This is a genomic window from Acinetobacter portensis (assembly GCF_023158935.1).
In the GTDB taxonomy this organism is placed as follows: Bacteria; Pseudomonadota; Gammaproteobacteria; order Pseudomonadales; family Moraxellaceae; genus Acinetobacter; species Acinetobacter faecalis.
On the sequence record NZ_CP096120.1, the window covers coordinates 1,405,473 to 1,421,108 of the forward strand.

At 35.4% G+C, this 15,636-nt stretch carries 17 protein-coding genes and 1 pseudogene; 9 read left to right on the top strand and 9 right to left on the bottom strand.

The features are described 5' to 3' along the window. Window positions 1-17: 17 nt before the first annotated feature. The 3 genes from recR to MZO21_RS07005 are packed head-to-tail and all read right to left on the bottom strand — an operon-like array spanning window position 18 to window position 2,163. The gene (gene recR, locus MZO21_RS06995) at window positions 18-614 is read right to left on the bottom strand and encodes a recombination mediator RecR (RefSeq protein WP_248103882.1); all 597 of its coding nucleotides are present in this window, start codon (window positions 612-614) and stop codon (window positions 18-20) included. Window positions 615-626: 12 nt separating this feature from the next. Then, on the bottom strand, window positions 627-956 hold the full coding sequence (locus tag MZO21_RS07000; RefSeq protein WP_154773682.1) for a YbaB/EbfC family nucleoid-associated protein: 330 nt from the start codon (window positions 954-956) through the stop codon (window positions 627-629). A gap of 19 nt (window positions 957-975) precedes the next feature. Beyond that, entirely contained in the window at window positions 976-2,163 is a 1,188-nt protein-coding gene (locus tag MZO21_RS07005) for an O-succinylhomoserine sulfhydrylase (protein WP_248103885.1), read from the bottom strand. A gap of 139 nt (window positions 2,164-2,302) precedes the next feature. Here MZO21_RS07005 and MZO21_RS07010 point away from each other — a divergent pair, with 139 nt between their 5' ends. The 5 genes from MZO21_RS07010 to MZO21_RS07030 all read left to right on the top strand — a co-directional run bounded on the left by MZO21_RS07010 (window position 2,303) and on the right by MZO21_RS07030 (window position 6,426). Continuing rightward, window positions 2,303-3,394: an alpha/beta fold hydrolase gene (locus MZO21_RS07010; protein WP_248103893.1), complete on the top strand. Its 1,092-nt coding sequence runs from the start codon at window positions 2,303-2,305 to the stop codon at window positions 3,392-3,394. A gap of 9 nt (window positions 3,395-3,403) precedes the next feature. Beyond that, window positions 3,404-4,276, top strand: a complete 873-nt coding sequence (locus tag MZO21_RS07015; RefSeq protein ID WP_154773679.1) for an NAD(P)-dependent oxidoreductase — start codon at window positions 3,404-3,406, stop codon at window positions 4,274-4,276. Window positions 4,277-4,354: 78 nt separating this feature from the next. Continuing rightward, window positions 4,355-4,624, top strand: coding sequence for a YARHG domain-containing protein (locus tag MZO21_RS07020; RefSeq protein WP_154773678.1), 270 nt, complete (start codon window positions 4,355-4,357; stop codon window positions 4,622-4,624). Window positions 4,625-4,656: 32 nt separating this feature from the next. Beyond that, entirely contained in the window at window positions 4,657-5,070 is a 414-nt protein-coding gene (locus MZO21_RS07025; protein ID WP_154773677.1) for an HIT family protein, read from the top strand. A 261-nt stretch (window positions 5,071-5,331) separates the two neighbouring features. Next, window positions 5,332-6,426, top strand: a complete 1,095-nt coding sequence (locus MZO21_RS07030) for a porin (protein WP_248103888.1) — start codon at window positions 5,332-5,334, stop codon at window positions 6,424-6,426. A 61-nt stretch (window positions 6,427-6,487) separates the two neighbouring features. Here MZO21_RS07030 and MZO21_RS07035 read toward each other — a convergent pair whose 3' ends face one another. Continuing rightward, complete coding sequence (locus MZO21_RS07035) at window positions 6,488-7,081, bottom strand: YidB family protein (RefSeq protein WP_248103890.1); 594 nt, start codon at window positions 7,079-7,081, stop codon at window positions 6,488-6,490. 101 nt (window positions 7,082-7,182) lie between these two features. Continuing rightward, a complete protein-coding gene (locus MZO21_RS07040; RefSeq protein ID WP_154773674.1) occupies window positions 7,183-7,653 on the bottom strand; it encodes a DUF6231 family protein in 471 nt (156 codons plus the stop codon). Between the two features lie 32 nt (window positions 7,654-7,685). Between MZO21_RS07040 and MZO21_RS07045 the strand changes: the two genes are divergently transcribed. Both MZO21_RS07045 and MZO21_RS07050 read left to right on the top strand, forming a co-directional pair. Then, window positions 7,686-8,558, top strand: coding sequence for a DUF2797 domain-containing protein (locus tag MZO21_RS07045; RefSeq protein WP_154773673.1), 873 nt, complete (start codon window positions 7,686-7,688; stop codon window positions 8,556-8,558). Window positions 8,559-9,044: 486 nt separating this feature from the next. Continuing rightward, a pseudogene (locus MZO21_RS07050) lies at window positions 9,045-10,307 on the top strand (OprD family outer membrane porin). On the opposite strand, the gene MZO21_RS07055 reads toward MZO21_RS07050, so the two are convergent. From MZO21_RS07055 to MZO21_RS07070, 4 genes are all read right to left on the bottom strand, one after another. Then, window positions 10,304-10,789 (bottom strand): transposase, encoded by a 486-nt coding sequence (locus MZO21_RS07055; RefSeq protein ID WP_227557093.1) that lies wholly within the window; start codon window positions 10,787-10,789, stop codon window positions 10,304-10,306. The pseudogene MZO21_RS07050 and the gene MZO21_RS07055 sit on opposite strands and share 4 nt — an antisense overlap. Before the next feature lie 47 nt (window positions 10,790-10,836). Then, window positions 10,837-11,142: an IS630 transposase-related protein gene (locus MZO21_RS07060; RefSeq protein ID WP_087547287.1), complete on the bottom strand. Its 306-nt coding sequence runs from the start codon at window positions 11,140-11,142 to the stop codon at window positions 10,837-10,839. 163 nt (window positions 11,143-11,305) lie between these two features. Continuing rightward, entirely contained in the window at window positions 11,306-13,180 is a 1,875-nt protein-coding gene (locus MZO21_RS07065) for a SurA N-terminal domain-containing protein (protein WP_248102612.1), read from the bottom strand. Window positions 13,181-13,309: 129 nt separating this feature from the next. Further along, window positions 13,310-13,582, bottom strand: a complete 273-nt coding sequence (locus tag MZO21_RS07070; RefSeq protein ID WP_152873538.1) for an HU family DNA-binding protein — start codon at window positions 13,580-13,582, stop codon at window positions 13,310-13,312. 821 nt (window positions 13,583-14,403) lie between these two features. On the opposite strand from MZO21_RS07070, the gene MZO21_RS07075 reads away from it, so the two are divergent. Continuing rightward, on the top strand, window positions 14,404-15,048 hold the full coding sequence (locus tag MZO21_RS07075) for a hypothetical protein (protein WP_154772902.1): 645 nt from the start codon (window positions 14,404-14,406) through the stop codon (window positions 15,046-15,048). Between the two features lie 113 nt (window positions 15,049-15,161). After that, entirely contained in the window at window positions 15,162-15,635 is a 474-nt protein-coding gene (locus tag MZO21_RS07080; RefSeq protein ID WP_154772903.1) for an Rrf2 family transcriptional regulator, read from the top strand. Window position 15,636 lies beyond the last annotated feature (1 nt).

Sequence of the window (15,636 nt, forward strand, 5' to 3'; positions counted from 1 at the left end):
AATAAACTTCGTAAAGCTTATTTCATTTGCATACGATTATGAACAGCTTGGCTCAGTGTATGGCTATCTACATATTCAAGTTCGCCACCTTGCGGTACGCCTTGTGCAATACGCGTCATATGCACGGGTAAATGCTTTGTCGCTTCTACCAAATAATGTGCTGTTGCCTGACCTTCAACCGTTGCATTGGTTGCAAGAATCACTTCTTTTACTTTGCCATCACTCAATCTTTGAACTAAAAATGGAATGCCAATTTCATCAGGACCTATACCATCCAGTGGCGACAAATGCCCACCCAAAACATGATATTTCCCTCTAAAACTTCCACTTTGTTCAATTGCCATAACATCTGCAGGAGACTCAACCACACACAATAAATGCTCTTCTCTTTCATGAGATACACAAATATTGCAAATTTCATCTTCCGTTAAAGAATGACAAATAGAGCATTCGTGAATATAGCTTGTAGCTTCATTCAACGCATGTGCCAAACCTACTGCACCCTCTTTATTTTTCATAATAAGGTGTAATGCCATACGTTGAGCCGACTTTGGCCCAACGCTTGGCAAAATACGTAGTGCTTGTACAAGTTGATCAAAACGATCACTAAACACTTAGGCTATTCCTTAGAACAAGCCAGCTAAGCCTGGTGGTAAACCCATACCAGAATTCGCAGCTTTCATTTTTTCTTCAGAAACAGCTTCTGCTTGACGAGCAGCATCATTCATTGCAGCAGCAATTAAGTCTTCAATCATATCTGGATCATCTTGAAGAAGTTCTGGATTAATCTCGATGCGCTTAACCACGTTACGGCAAGTCATTGTTACTTTAACTAAGCCACCGCCAGCCTCTGCATGAACTTCAGTTTGGGCAAGTTCTTCTTTTGCCTTTTTCATGTTGTTCGCGACTTCTTTTTGCATGCGCTGTGCTTGCTGCATTAACATATTTACGTTCATAAAAAACTCCGAACAAATCTTAAATTAAATCTAAACCACGACTAATGTCGCCAATAATATCATCAATATCTTCTAAACCAACAGATACACGAATTAAACCTTCACTAATTCCTGCTGCAACTTTTGCTTCAGCAGACATTCTGCCATGAGAAGTTGTTGCTGGATGGGTAATTGTAGATTTCGTATCGCCTAGGTTACTCGTGATTGATAAGAAACGTGTGTTATCAATAACTGTCCATGCACCTGCACGCTCACCTTTCACAACAAAAGACACAACACCACCAAAACCTGATTGCTGTTTCTTGGCTAATTCATGACCTGGATGGTTTGGTAAACCTGCGTAATATACTTTTTCTACTTTAGGATGTGCATCTAACCACTCTGCAAGCTTTTGTGCACCTGCACAGTGTGCTTTCATACGTAAGCTAAGTGTTTCTAAACCTTTTAAGAAAATCCATGCATTAAATGGACTTAAGGAATTACCTAGTGTACGAATTACACCTGTAATTTCTTCCATTAATTTAGCGCTACCCACAACAGCACCGCCTAATGCACGACCTTGACCATCAATATATTTAGTCGATGAGTAAATCACAAGGTCAGCACCAAATTTAATTGGTCGCTGTAATACAGGCGTACAGAATGTATTGTCTACTGCAAACAACGCACCATGTGCATGAGCAATATCTGCAATTGCTTGTAAATCACCCACCTGAGCCAATGGATTTGATGGTGTTTCAATAAATAATAAACGTGTATTTGGACGAATTGCTTGTTTCCAAGCGTCTAAATCACCTAAGTCTACAAAGGTAACGTCTACGCCAAATTTAATGACATATTTCTCAAATAAAGAAAGAATTGAACCAAATACAGCGCGTGAACAAATAACATGATCACCCGACTTTAAATAAGCCAAAGTAACTGCATGTACGCCCGCCATACCCGAACTTGTTGCAACAGCAGCATCAGCACCATCTAAAACAGCCAAACGCTTTTCAAAAGCCTGAACTGTTGGATTGGTATAACGTGAATATGTATTGCCTTCAATTTCACCCGAGAACTTAGCAGCAGCATCTGCTGCGCTTTCGCAAACAAAAGATGACGTTAAGAAAATTGGTTCGCTATGCTCGCCTTCTGCAGTACGATTATGCCCAGTGCGAATTGCTAAAGTTTCTAATTGATATTGACTGTCGTCTTGTTGGCTCATTTCAATTACTCAGTCTGTAGACTGCCTTGGTAAACAATTGCCAACATTTTGAGCGTCTAAGGTATTTATGGTCAAGGTATAATATTGAAAAATTGTTTAGTCTTCGTTCAAATCGGTAGCGCTTGTGACAGATTCTTCTATGAAATCATTAAAACTAATTCTCGAAAATCAAAGTGGAAAATTAAAGAATCTCTCTATTCGCCTGCTTAATCGAAAATCTTTAGTTCAATCTGAACAAACACCGTATGAAATTATTACGGCTTATAAGAATACTCAAATTCGTTATTACGCTTCTGAAAATAGAAAATACCAAGAACCTTTAGTTTTTATTCCACCTTTGGCAGTCAATACTGCTATTTATGACTTACATCCTTATAGATCTTTAATTCAATACTTCCAAAATCAAGGCTTCGATATTTACTTATTACAATGGGATCGTTTCAATTACAGCCATCATGCATTTAATTTTTTATATTTTATTGATGATTTAATTCCAAATTGCATTAAACAGATTCAAACACATGCAAACTCTCAGCAAATTTCGCTACACGGATGGAGTATGGGTGGTGTATTTGTCACGCTTTATACGGCGCTTTATCAGCCAAAATTTGTTAAAAATTTAATTGTTTTAGGAAGTCCTATAAATTCCCACACATCAGGAAAAATTGGAAAACTATTTGAGCTTAGTCATCAATTTATAAATAAAAAACCTAAACTACAAAACCTATTCACAAAAGAAAATATTCCAACTAAGTATATTCATACGCCCGGTTTTATTAATTCAATTGGATTTAAACTCATTAACCCAAAATCTTGGCTAGACAGTAAAGTTCAACTTTTTAAAAACTTAGATAGCATTCAATTTATGCATGAACATGCAACAATGTCCGAGTTTTTAAATCATATGATTGATTACCCCGGTGGCGTAAATAAAGACATGATTTTAAACTTATGGTTAAAAAATCCACTCAAAAATGGACATATACAGTTAGAGAATAAGTTCATCGAATTAAAAAATATAGACTGCTCTGTCTTTGTTGGCGCAGGAGACAACGATCAAATTGTTTCAGCAGAAGCTGCAAAGCCTTTAATTGAATTGACAAATAGTCAAGATGTCACGTTTACTCTTATTCCTGGTGGGCATTTAGGGTTAATGTCTAGTCAAAAAAGTGCTGAACAATTTTGGCCAATACTGTTCAATTGGCTCGCACTTAGATCTACACAATTATAGGGAAACATCATGATTCAATCAGTTGCATTTATTGGTTTAGGCGCTATGGGCTACAGAATGGCGGCGCATCTTCCTAAGCATTTCGATACGGTTTATGTTTGGAACAGAAACTTCGAAAAAGCCAAGCAACACTCAATTGAATATGGCACTCAAGCTGTAGATTTAAAACAAGCGGTTCAAGCCGATATTATTTTTTCATGCCTACCTACAAGTAAAGATGTTGAAAACTTAATTGCAGGTTTAGAGTTAAAAGCAGGATCAATTTGGGTAGATTGCACAAGTGGCGTACCAGAATCTGCGAAGCAACTTGCAGAACAATTAAAACTTCAACTGGTTTCATTTTTAGATGCGCCTGTTAGCGGACAAACCATTGGTGCAGAAAATGCCACACTCACTGTTATGATTGGTGGCGATGAAACGGCATTTAATCAAGCATTACCGGCAATACAAGCATTTGGTAAACTTATTAAACACGTCGGTGCATCGGGTGCAGGTTTTGCTGTAAAAGCGGTAAATAACATGCTTCTAGCGGTAAATTTATGGTCTGTAGCAGAAGGCTTTACAACACTTAAAGCACACGGTGTAGATTTAACTGAAGCTTTAGATTGTATTAATGCATCTAGCGGTAAAAGTGGTGTGACTGAAAATGTACTATCTCAACGCATTTTAAATAGAAGCTTCCCTTTAACCTTTGCCTTACCATTGCTTGCAAAAGACACTGGTATTGCTTTAAATTTAGCCCAAGATGTGAAATTACCTACTCCAATTTTGAGCTTAACTCAAAATCTTATACAAACAGCAAACCTAACTGCTGAAGCAGATGCAGACTTTTCTGCTGCTGTAAAATTGTATGAATCTTGGAGTAAAATTACAATTAGCTAAAGTCCTGCCATTGATTAATACACATCATACGTATTATTTTGATGTGTATTAACTTAAGCAATAACCAAGGATACTCTTATGAAAAAGTTAACTATTGCTATAATTGCAAGTCTTACAACTTTAATTGGAGTAAATACTGCTTTTGCTTCTGAACAAGAATGTAAAAAACTGAAAAGTGATTCTGATGTGATTTATGCATCTAAAGGTTTCTGCTTTAAAGATCCTGAAGCTAAAACACGCTTTAATAATAATGCCGATTGTTATACAGATAAGCCAAAATTTTCTGATGTAGAACAAAGAAAGCTTGACGCCATCAAGGATCGTCAGAAAGAATTGAATTGTAAATAATTACATTCGCCATATTCAATCAAGGAGTCCACATGGCTTACGATGACCAAAATATTTTTGCAAGAATTCTTCGCGGTGAATTACCTGCCATTAAAGTTTATGAAGATGAACAGGTTCTTGCATTTATGGACATTATGCCTCAAGCAGATGGTCATACATTGGTTATTCCTAAATCACCAGCAGTAACCTTGTTAGATTTAGCCCCAGAAGCAGCAGCCTATACTATTCAAGTTGTACAAAAAATTGCGAAAGCAATTGAAAAAGGCTTAGATGCAAAAGGCATTGTACTAATGCAACTTTCAGGTGCTTCAGCAGGTCAAACTGTTCCTCATGTTCATTTTCATTTAATTCCAAGCTCTGTTCATGAACTTGGAAAACATGCACTCGAAATGGGCGATCAAGAAAAAATTAAAGCGTTTGCTGAAAAAATTAAAGCTGCACTTTAAGCATTCATAAATTAAAAAAAGAGCTTTTAGAGCTCTTTTTTTACATCTAAATATTTAATTTTAATAGATTATTCAACCAATTAAAAAATTAAAAACCCAAATATCAAATTATCCATTTTTAATATTTTTGCAATAAATCCTTAATCTTACTGACTTATTTGTCATCAATACTGAGCACCAAGGAAGGCAGTAGATACATAAAGCTACGCCTACTCACGAATTTCAAAATCGCTTAACAAAAAGATAGTATTGGAGTTACAAATGAAAAAGACACTTTGCGCATTAGCAGTTGGGGCAACAATTTTAACACCAGTAATGGCAGCAGCTGCAGACGTACAAGTTTATGGTCGTGCTCATGTTTCTTTAGATTACCTAGATGATGGTAAAGATTATAACGAAGCAAACCTATCATCAAACTCTTCACGCTTAGGCTTTAAAGTTAATCAAAAAGTAAATGATGACTTAAATGTTTTCGCACAAATTGAACAAGAAATTAATTTTTCAAGCGGTGGTAACGATTCTAAAGGCGTTGATTTTGCCACTCGTGATACCTTTGTTGGTTTAAAAAGTGATAGCTATGGTCAAGTACGTGTAGGTCGTTTTGACAGTCCATTTAAAGTTGCTCGTGGTCCAGTAAACTTCTTTGGCGATCAATTAGGTGATATTCGAAATGTAACCCGTGCCGGTGATATGCGTTTTGATGAACGTAATGCCAACACAATTGAATATAAATCACCAAAGTTTGGTGGTGGATTTAACGTAATTGCGGCTATGTCACTTCATGATGGTGTGTATGATACAAAACAAGATCCAGGTGAGACAAATGCCGATGGTACATTTGATGGTACAGGTAAAAACAAAAATAAAACCTATGATCTTGCTGTAACTTATAAAAATGGTCCTATCGACATTGCTACAGCATACGAAAAATATCAATCTAATGCTGATAGTAAAGGTGAACGTGATGCTTTCCGCGTTGCGGCTGCATACAACATTACAAGTGATTTAAAACTTGGTGGCTTATATCAACTTTCTAAACATGACAATGATGTAAAAAACCCTGACGTACAAGTATATGGCGTAGCTGGTGAATATAAACTTTCATCAAAAACTGCTTTACGTGGTCAATACTTACTACGTGATGTAGATACTAGCGATGCGAATGCAAGTCTTATTGCTGTAGGCGTAGAACACAAACTTGATTCTGCTGTACGTGTATATGCAAACCTTGCAACAGTACTGAATGACAAAGGTTCTAAGTTGACTCCTTGGCAGCAAGGTCGTAGCACTGATATTTCAGGCGTATCAGGCGAAGACTCTACTGGGTTATCTTTAGGTTTCCGTTACGACTTCTAAGTCAAAACCAAACCCATAAAAAAAACACGCAATTGCGTGTTTTTTTTATTTTGAATATAAATTATTTTTTCAGAAAACCTGAAACTAGATTCATTACGTTAGCAATATCTGAGTTTGCTTCTGTACTACTGGTTTGTTCACCTTGCGGTGTAAGCGAATCAATAATTTGCGGTAAAACTGTAGAAATCGCACTCAGTACATCTTGCTTAGGCGCTTGTGCTTGCTGTGCAACTTGCTCAATTTCAGCATCTGAGAATAAGCTTTGAATTTGTTGCGGATCTACAGCTGCATTATCACCCTCACCTGTAGAAACCCAATCTTCAACCTGACTTGTTAAGCCCTGTCCTTTTAAGCTATCCAAAGCACCCTGCAAACCACCTTGTTTTTGAACCCAAGCTAAAACTAATGGAAGTACAGCAATGAGTAACTGAGAACCACCACCAGCATTAGAACCTTGAGATTGACCACCAAACTGACCTAAAACAGAACCAAGTATTCCACCTAAACCACCTGCATTAGATTGCTGAGATTGACCACCTAATTGACCAAGCACTGAACCTAGAATACCACCAAAACCACTATCCTGATTTTGCTGTTGACCACCGCCAAGTGCTTGTTTAGCTAAAATTTCTACAATGTTATTTAAGTTTGTCATTTTTAGTTATTCCATAATATGTGCATATCTAGGATACCTCGAAAATAGAAAAATCACCTACCTTCTTCGCTAAAATTTACAAACTCTTTAATATAAACAACTTACCAACGAAATTTATCCCAATTTTCAGGGTTTGCCCAAAATTTAGAGTTAAACCAATCGGGTACATGCTTATACGTTAAAATATTAAATTGCCATAAAGCAAAATCTTGATCATGTGTATTTTGATCTATCAGTTGCGTTAAACCTAAAGCCCTTAAAAGTGATTCATCCTGTAATTTACTCACCACCACCAATCTTTTCGCCATTAAATCTCGAAGTTTCACAATTAACTGAGATTTTTGCTGTACATCCAAATTTGAAGCTTCATCTGTATTAAATAATACAAATGCCAAATCATAACGCTGTGTAAATGGCAGATTTAAAAAGTCAGATACGCTAAAATAAGACCATTGAATTGATTGATTAAGATTGTATTGCTCTAGATTTTGACCAATACAAATTGCAGTATGAACTGGCTGTTCTTTAGATAAATCGTCTAGCATTGAAGTGATGACGTTAAGTTCAGCCATAACTGCTTCCTGTTATTAAAGTGAGTATCTTCATGGAATTACAAGGCATTTGCCACAAAATGCACGCTGGCCTCAAGGATGTTAGTTTAACTGATCATCAGACTCACAAGGCAAATGTTGAATATAAATTTATTTTAGATCGCACAGAATTTGATCTTCCATTTAGTTTGGGTCAAGAAGTTGAAATTGAAGCAACAGGAAATATTTACTGTATTTCTTGCGGAACAAAAACATCTAAGTCATTTTCACAAGGTCATTGCTTTAAATGCTTTAAAACCAAGGCTTCTTGCGATATGTGCATTATGAAACCTGAAACGTGTCACTATCATCTTGGAACTTGTCGTGAAGAAAGCTTTGCACAAGAAGTTTGTTTTCAGCCACATATTGTTTATTTAGCAAATTCAAGCGCACTCAAAATTGGTATTACACGCTTAGGACAAATGCCAACACGCTGGTTAGATCAAGGCGCTACGCAAGCCTTACCTATTATGAAAGTTGGTTCACGTCGCCTTTCAGGTCAGCTAGAAGTCATGTTTGGTACACAGGTCGCTGACAAAACAGATTGGCGCAAACTTCTTAAAGGTGAAGCAGAACCTTTAGACCTTATTCAAGTACGAGATGAACTTTTAATTGAGTTTGAACCGCAAATTGAAACGATTCGTGATGAGTTCAGCATGAGTTTAGACTTCAACGAAAATGTTGAAATTCTAGAAGATGAACTTCCTCGTGAATTTATTTACCCTGTAGATTGTTATCCTGAAAAAATTAAATCGCATAATTTAGATAAAACCCCAATTATTCGAGGCAAGCTTCAAGGCATTAAAGGTCAATATTTAATTTTAGATACTGGTGTTATTAATATTCGTAAATACACAGGTTATGAATTAAAAGTTCGCTCTGAATAAAGCCAAATTCAATACAATTAAACCGATACATCACTGTAGATGTGTCGGTTTTTATCTTTCTAAAGCTTAGACTTCACTACAAACATAAAACTTATGTATTTTGAATAAATTTTAGTTACACAAACATCACATTTAGCATTTTGATTTCAACTTAAATAAATACAATAAAAATAATACTTTATAAATTTATATATTGAATGTTTTATTCAATTTAAAAAATAACTTAGAAAAAATTTATCTCCACATTTACAGCATTATTATCAAAAAATCACATTAAAAATAAAGCTCGAATATACAAGCCCACAATACAACGGACAAGAATCTACACGAAAAACCCATTAAAGCTACACATATTTGAAATATCGAATCATGTATTAAATATTACATCTGCTCTAAAGCCGATAGTTTCAAAACTAATTCCAAAGCAACAGGATGTTGCCTAGAAAGCATCAATCAAATGTCTTCTCTATTTAAAAGGTTCTTTTAATGCAAAAATCAACCAAAATTCTTTTTGCAACACTCATTCCCACCCTGCTCATTTCAAATACTTATGCTAGCGAACAAAGTGATGCAAAAGGTTTTGTAGAAGATGCAACAGGCTCAGTTTTATTTCGTACAGGATTAAACACCCGCGACAAGAAAAATGGCAAAACAGATCAGAATTCCTCAGGTCAAAGTGCAATCTTTAAATTAGATTCGGGCTTCACTCAAGGAACTATAGGTTTTGGTGTGGGTATTCTTGCCGATGGAGGTTTTAAAATTGGTGACAATGCACATGCAGGAACAGATATGATTCCTGCGGAAAACGATGGTGCAACAGACCAATTTGGTAATGTTACCCCTCGTGACCATTGGATTCGAGGTGGTGGATATGTAAAAGCGCGTATATCTAACACAACGCTTACCTATGGAACGCAAACCGTCAACTAACCTGTATTTGCCAGCAACTTAGGACGCATTGCACCTGAGTATTATGAAGGCGTTTCTATTACAAGCCACGAAATAGAAAACCTCGAATTAACAGTAGGTAAATACACAAAGAATGTTCGCGCAAGTCAGGTCAACTCCGATGCAAACAAGTTGGATAAAGCCATAACTTGGGGTGCAAAATACAAAGTTAATGATCAACTAAATGCATCTTATTATGGCTTAGATATTAAAGATCGACTAAAACGACATTATGTAAATACAAACTTTACACAGCCTTTAAATGAAAATAGCTCTTTAGTTTACGATTTCAATGCTTATCACACAAAATGGGACCCTGAAGGTAATACATACTCAGAAACAACCAACGATAAAAATAATCGTTCGAACTCTATTTGGGCATTTTCTACAACCTACAACACAGGTCCACACTCTGTAATGTTGGCTTATCAACAAAATACAGGAAATACGGGTTACGACTACAACAACAATGCCGATGGTGGCGGAAGCATTGTATTACCTAACTCATATTTATCTGACTTTGCGGGTGCTGGTGAAAAATCTGTCAATCTTCAATATAGCTTCGACTTTGGTGCTTTAGATATTCCAGGGCTAACTTGGACAACTGCCTATGCATACGGCTGGGATATTGATGTTGCCAATGCAGATCGCACGCAACTCATTACAGACAACGCCAAAGAAAGTGAATTTTTCAACCAAATTAAATACACCGTACAGTCTGGTTTTGCAAAAGATGTAAGCTTTAGAGCACGAAACTACATTTACCGTGCAGATGCAGCATATCGTGACAACTATAGCTAAATACTAAATAAATCATTACAGTAATCTTTAAATAATTTATCAATATCTTTAACTCTAAACTTATTTCGAATCGCCTTGACTCGCGACCACATATTTTCTATTGGATTTAAATCTGGACTATATCTAGGAAGCCACACAATGTAATGGCCCGCACAACGTACCAACTCCTGAAGTCTTTTCCCTTTGTGAAAGGTCGCATTGTCCATAATCAAAACACTGCTTTCTTTCAACTTAGGTAATAAATCCTGTTCAATCCAACATTCAAATACTTCTGTGTTCACTGAACAATTAAACACACCAACTGTCAGCAATCTATTTTCAATGATTGCACCGATCACATTACTGCAATTCTTCAACTGCCAGTTAAATTTACCTTCAGCACGTGTTCCTTGAAGGCTATAACTATGAGTTCTGGTACTTTCACTTTGAAAACCACTTTCATCTATGTAAATCAGAGGCAATTTCCCTTCTAAACACTCTATGAGATTTTGAAATTGCTGACGTTGATTTTGATCTGCTTTAGGATGCTTTAACGTCTTTTTTTACGCGATATTCCTGCGGCATGTAACGCATTAAATACCGCATGAGTGCTTACTCCTAAACGTTCAGCTCGCTCATACTGATAATCATCAGGATATTGTTCAACATCCTTCAATATTTGCTCTCTGCTAATTTTAGCTGGACGGCCAGGAATAGGTTTGTTTGTAGTGGACTTTTTCCAGTTCTGAATTGTCTGTATACAGATGTTAAAATGCTGTGCTGCTTTTCGCACAGACATTTCATCTCGAATCATAATTTCTATGACTTTGTCTTTAAAATCTTTTGAATATCCCATATCTCTATTGTTCTATAGTTTTTAGGATTTGGCTATACATGCCTAATATTGATGAATGGCGTGTCTTCTTAGATATTCCAATCAAACTTTTCTAATTTTTTATTCTTACATAAAAAAACTCGGATACTAGATCCGAGTTTTTTATTACATCAAGATTTATTTATTACTTAATTTTAGCTTTAGATTTTAAATAAGCCGTATAAGCATCTAACTCTTGCTGAGCGCGAAGTTGTTGATACAGCTTAGATACTTCTTGAACTTGTTCAGCAGGTAATCCTGTAGCTAATGGATCTTCAACTTTAGATACAGCAACCACAACCATTTCATTTGGTAGCTGCGCTGTCGTTGCAGACCACATGCCTTCTTTAGGTGCTGTTAGACTAAAAGCAGCACGCTCAATAGGACGTTTTAACAAGCCATCTGCACGAGCAAATGTAACAGCATTTTCAAACCTAATACCACTTTCAGCTACAACAGCAGAAGCTGGTTTCGTTTTAAAATCATCTAATGCTTTTTGAATTTTAACTTTTGCAGCAGCATACGCTTTTTGCTCAATCAATTTAGCTTTTACACGAGGTGTCGCATCTTTTAAGCTCTGAACACCACTTGCGTGATAATCACGTACTTTTACCCAAACAACATCACCGTTTGCAAGCTGAATACTACTTGTTGCATTACGATCACCATTTTTCACCTCGTCATTAAATAACTTAGATTTAACACTGTGATCACTAAATACAGCATGTTGCGAACCTAAAGTGAAGTTCTTAACAGACTCAACTTTTGCAGTTTTTACTTCTTGAGCAACAACATCTAAAGAGTCGCTACCCACAACCATTTCATTTAAACCATTTACAGCATCGGCAAATGAATTTTGTGTTTTTGCAATTTTTAATTCAGCAGCTAAACGTTCTTTTTGGCTTTCAAAACTTGGAATATCAATGCTTGGTGATTGTGTTTGGATAACTTCATAACCAAATTGTGTTTTAACTGGTTTAGAAATTTCACCTGTTTTAAGCGTAGATACTGTTTTATCAAATTCTTCGCCAAACAAGCCTTTATCGTAAGCCGCTAATTGACCACCGCTGTTTTTAGAGGTTGTATCATCAGAATACTTTTTAGCAACATCTGCAAAAGATGCACCGTTATTTAATTCTGCATACGCAGCATCAATTAACTTTTTCGCCTCTGCATCTGTTTTACCATCTGTAGTGACTAAAATATGTTTAATCACTGGTTCAACTTTTGCTTTTTCAGCTTCAGCAAATTTTTGATAAGCTTGTTGTAAATCTGCATCGTTAATCACAACTTCTTTCTGACCAAACATTGTTGGTGTTACTAGAATATAGTCTGCATCCACACTCGAAATTTGCTTGAATTGTTGCGTATTTTTATTGTAATAATCTTCAATTTCTTGCGCTGTTACAGTGATATTTTTTTTGTAATCGTCAAGTTTAATGCTTGCCAAATGTAGCGTACGCTTTTCAGTTTGCAAATCTACAATTTGTTTAATATCTACTTTACTAACTAAAGCATAATCAGAAACTGAAGCTGTTAAGTTTTTCAAAGCATGGTCTTGACGAATATTCATAATAAACGACTGACTGTTTGGGAAACCTTGCGAACGTAAATAGTTTGCAAATAATTCTTCAGAAAACTGACCATCTTTTTGAAAACTTGGTTGTTGCGCAATCATCTGTTCAATTTGAACATCACTTAAAGCAATACCTAATTTTTCAGCTTGTTGTAATAGTAATGTACGAGCAACAAGCATATCTAAGGCTTTATTTTTAATGAAAGACTGATTTAAAAGCGTTTCGTCGCCATTAGTATATTGTAAGTATTGTTGTTGAAACGATTTCGTCAGCGCTTCTAGTTCTTTTTCAGAAATATCTTGACCATTTATCGATTGAACTGAATCTTTAGAACCACCACCACTAAAATATCCTTCAATACCCACAAGCGCTAAAGGGGTCAAAAACAAAACGAGCAATACTTTGCCCAACCATCCTTTAATAACTTTACGAAACGATTCCATAAGTATTCCAAATTTTATTTATGCGCGATTTTAACCGAAAAACAATCACGAATGAATGCATACATGTAGTAATTTATAATGAATCATAAAAAAACGCGCCGTAGCGCGCTTTTTCAGATTTATAAAAGATTATGCAACAGAATCTTTTAAACCTTTACCAGCTTTGAAGCTTGGCACTTTGCTTGCTTTAATTTGTAAAGTAGCGCCAGTTTGTGGATTACGGCCCGTACGTGCAGCACGTTCTTTCACAGCGAAAGTACCAAAACCAACTAGAGTAACAGTGTCACCCTTTTTTAGAGCTTCTGAAATTGAAGCAATTGTCGCGTCTAAGGCTTTACCTGCATCAGTCTTAGACAATCCCCCTTTTTCTGCAATCGCATCAATTAATTCTGATTTATTCATGAAGATTAAGTCCTCTTAATTCGTTTATTTAAGGTACAAAAGTTTAATTTGAATTACCGTAATGCCTTTATAGCAATGGTTTAAGTGTAAAAGCAATACTTCATACACCGTTTTATGCAAAATAAGTTGTAAAAAAACGATAAAAAAAGCGTGAAACAGTTAAATCTATTTCATTTTTCCGTGATGTGTTCTTTTATTTCCCTATTTTCTTCTAACAAAGAATCCACTTTGTTGATTAATTCTAATACGATTTCCCCCAAATGGTGAAGATCTTTTATTGAAATTAGCCTAAATTTATTCAAAGCACGATTTATACTTTAGTCGAGCAATTTTTCAACTTTATCATTCCTTTTTAAAACCAAATTTTCTAACCTAAATAAACCTCATAAACGTTATATATTGTAATTTAAGCAGTTTTTCATTTAAGCTATTCATAAAATTATACTCATGAGTCAAACAACTCATTTTGCACTTTGTTTTGACTTAGAAAAATACTTAATTTTAATCATCAAATTTATATTTTGCTCTTCTTAATATCTAATTATGACTTTCCTATCATCCTTAATTTAATAGACTTTTCACCTGTTATTCTTTACTTTTCAAACTAGATTAAAAATTAAAACTTACTAAATTCATATCAAAATTAACTCAACTCTTTGAGACGAAATATTAGGATCAATCTTAAATTTAAACTATAGAAACAAAATTAGTGCTTGATCCTTTGCTAAAACTGTTTTACAAAGCAACATTCTACGTATTATTTAATATGTCCTTAACTTATCAATTTATAGGGCATACTTGCTTCAAAGGAAATAATTTACATGAGCGAATCGCAACAAAGATCAAATGAAACACATTTGTTGCTGAATACAGTTCTCATTATTTTGGAAACTATATTTACACTGGTACTTAAACATGACCGTGTTATTGCACTACAAGCAAAAAAATTCGTAGAGAATAAAGTTTCTATTAAAATTAATAGCTATATCCCCTTTTTTGATATCTATGTTCAATTTAATGAGCACGGCATTCTTTTTGACTTAAAAGCACCTACACAAGCGGTTGATCTAGATGTTCGAACATCATTGATGGATCTCATTAAAATCTTTTTACTGGGCAATAAACGTAGCATTAAAGCCATGAGAATTGATGGTGATGTTACCCTTAAAGATGAATTTAAAGATTTACTTTTACTTTTTAATGCACCAAAAATCTTGTCAGATTGGCAAAACTGGCTAAAAGAACCTATAGATGAGCAAAATATTGAAACTTCTAAGAAAAGAATTGCACCTCTTTTAGATAAAATTGATCAGCAACGCTCTAAAATTAATAGTCTACAAGTTGACATTAAACAACATAAAAACCGCTTGCGTCGCATTCAAAAAAATCAAAAGAGATTAAATATATTATTTATTACCATTATTGTGCTTTTATCTACTTTATTAGTGTATAATATACTCGCATAATTATTAGAAAAAACACTCCTACTTTTAATCATTTTAATAACTTAAAAAAACTTGACTATTTTAGTCAGGATTCATAAAATTAGCGTATCTAGTCTAACCATGTGTATCGAATCATGCGCTTAACCACTCGCGGTCGCTACGCAGTGACTGCTCTTCTTGATTTAGCTTTGCAGCCAACTGAACAAACGATCACTCTTGCTGAAATTGCATCTCGTCAATCTATTTCTGTGGCTTACCTTGAACAATTGTTCGCTAAATTAAAGCGTCACGGCTTAGTTTCAAGTATCCGCGGTGCTAATGGTGGTTACCACCTTGCGCGTAGTGCTGATGAGATTACTATGTTAGCTATCATCGAAGCCGTAAACGAAGCTGTTGATGCAACTCGTTGTGACCATAAAGGCAACTGCCAAAATGGTGCAATGTGCTTAACACATGATTTATGGCAAGAACTCTCCCATCACATTGCCGATTATCTAGCAAAAATCACGCTTGCTGATCTTGTAGCTCGAGACAACGTTCAAACCGTTGCAATTCGCCAAAACTCAGCTTCTTTTGATTCAGACCTACTATCGGTTACAGGTATTTGAC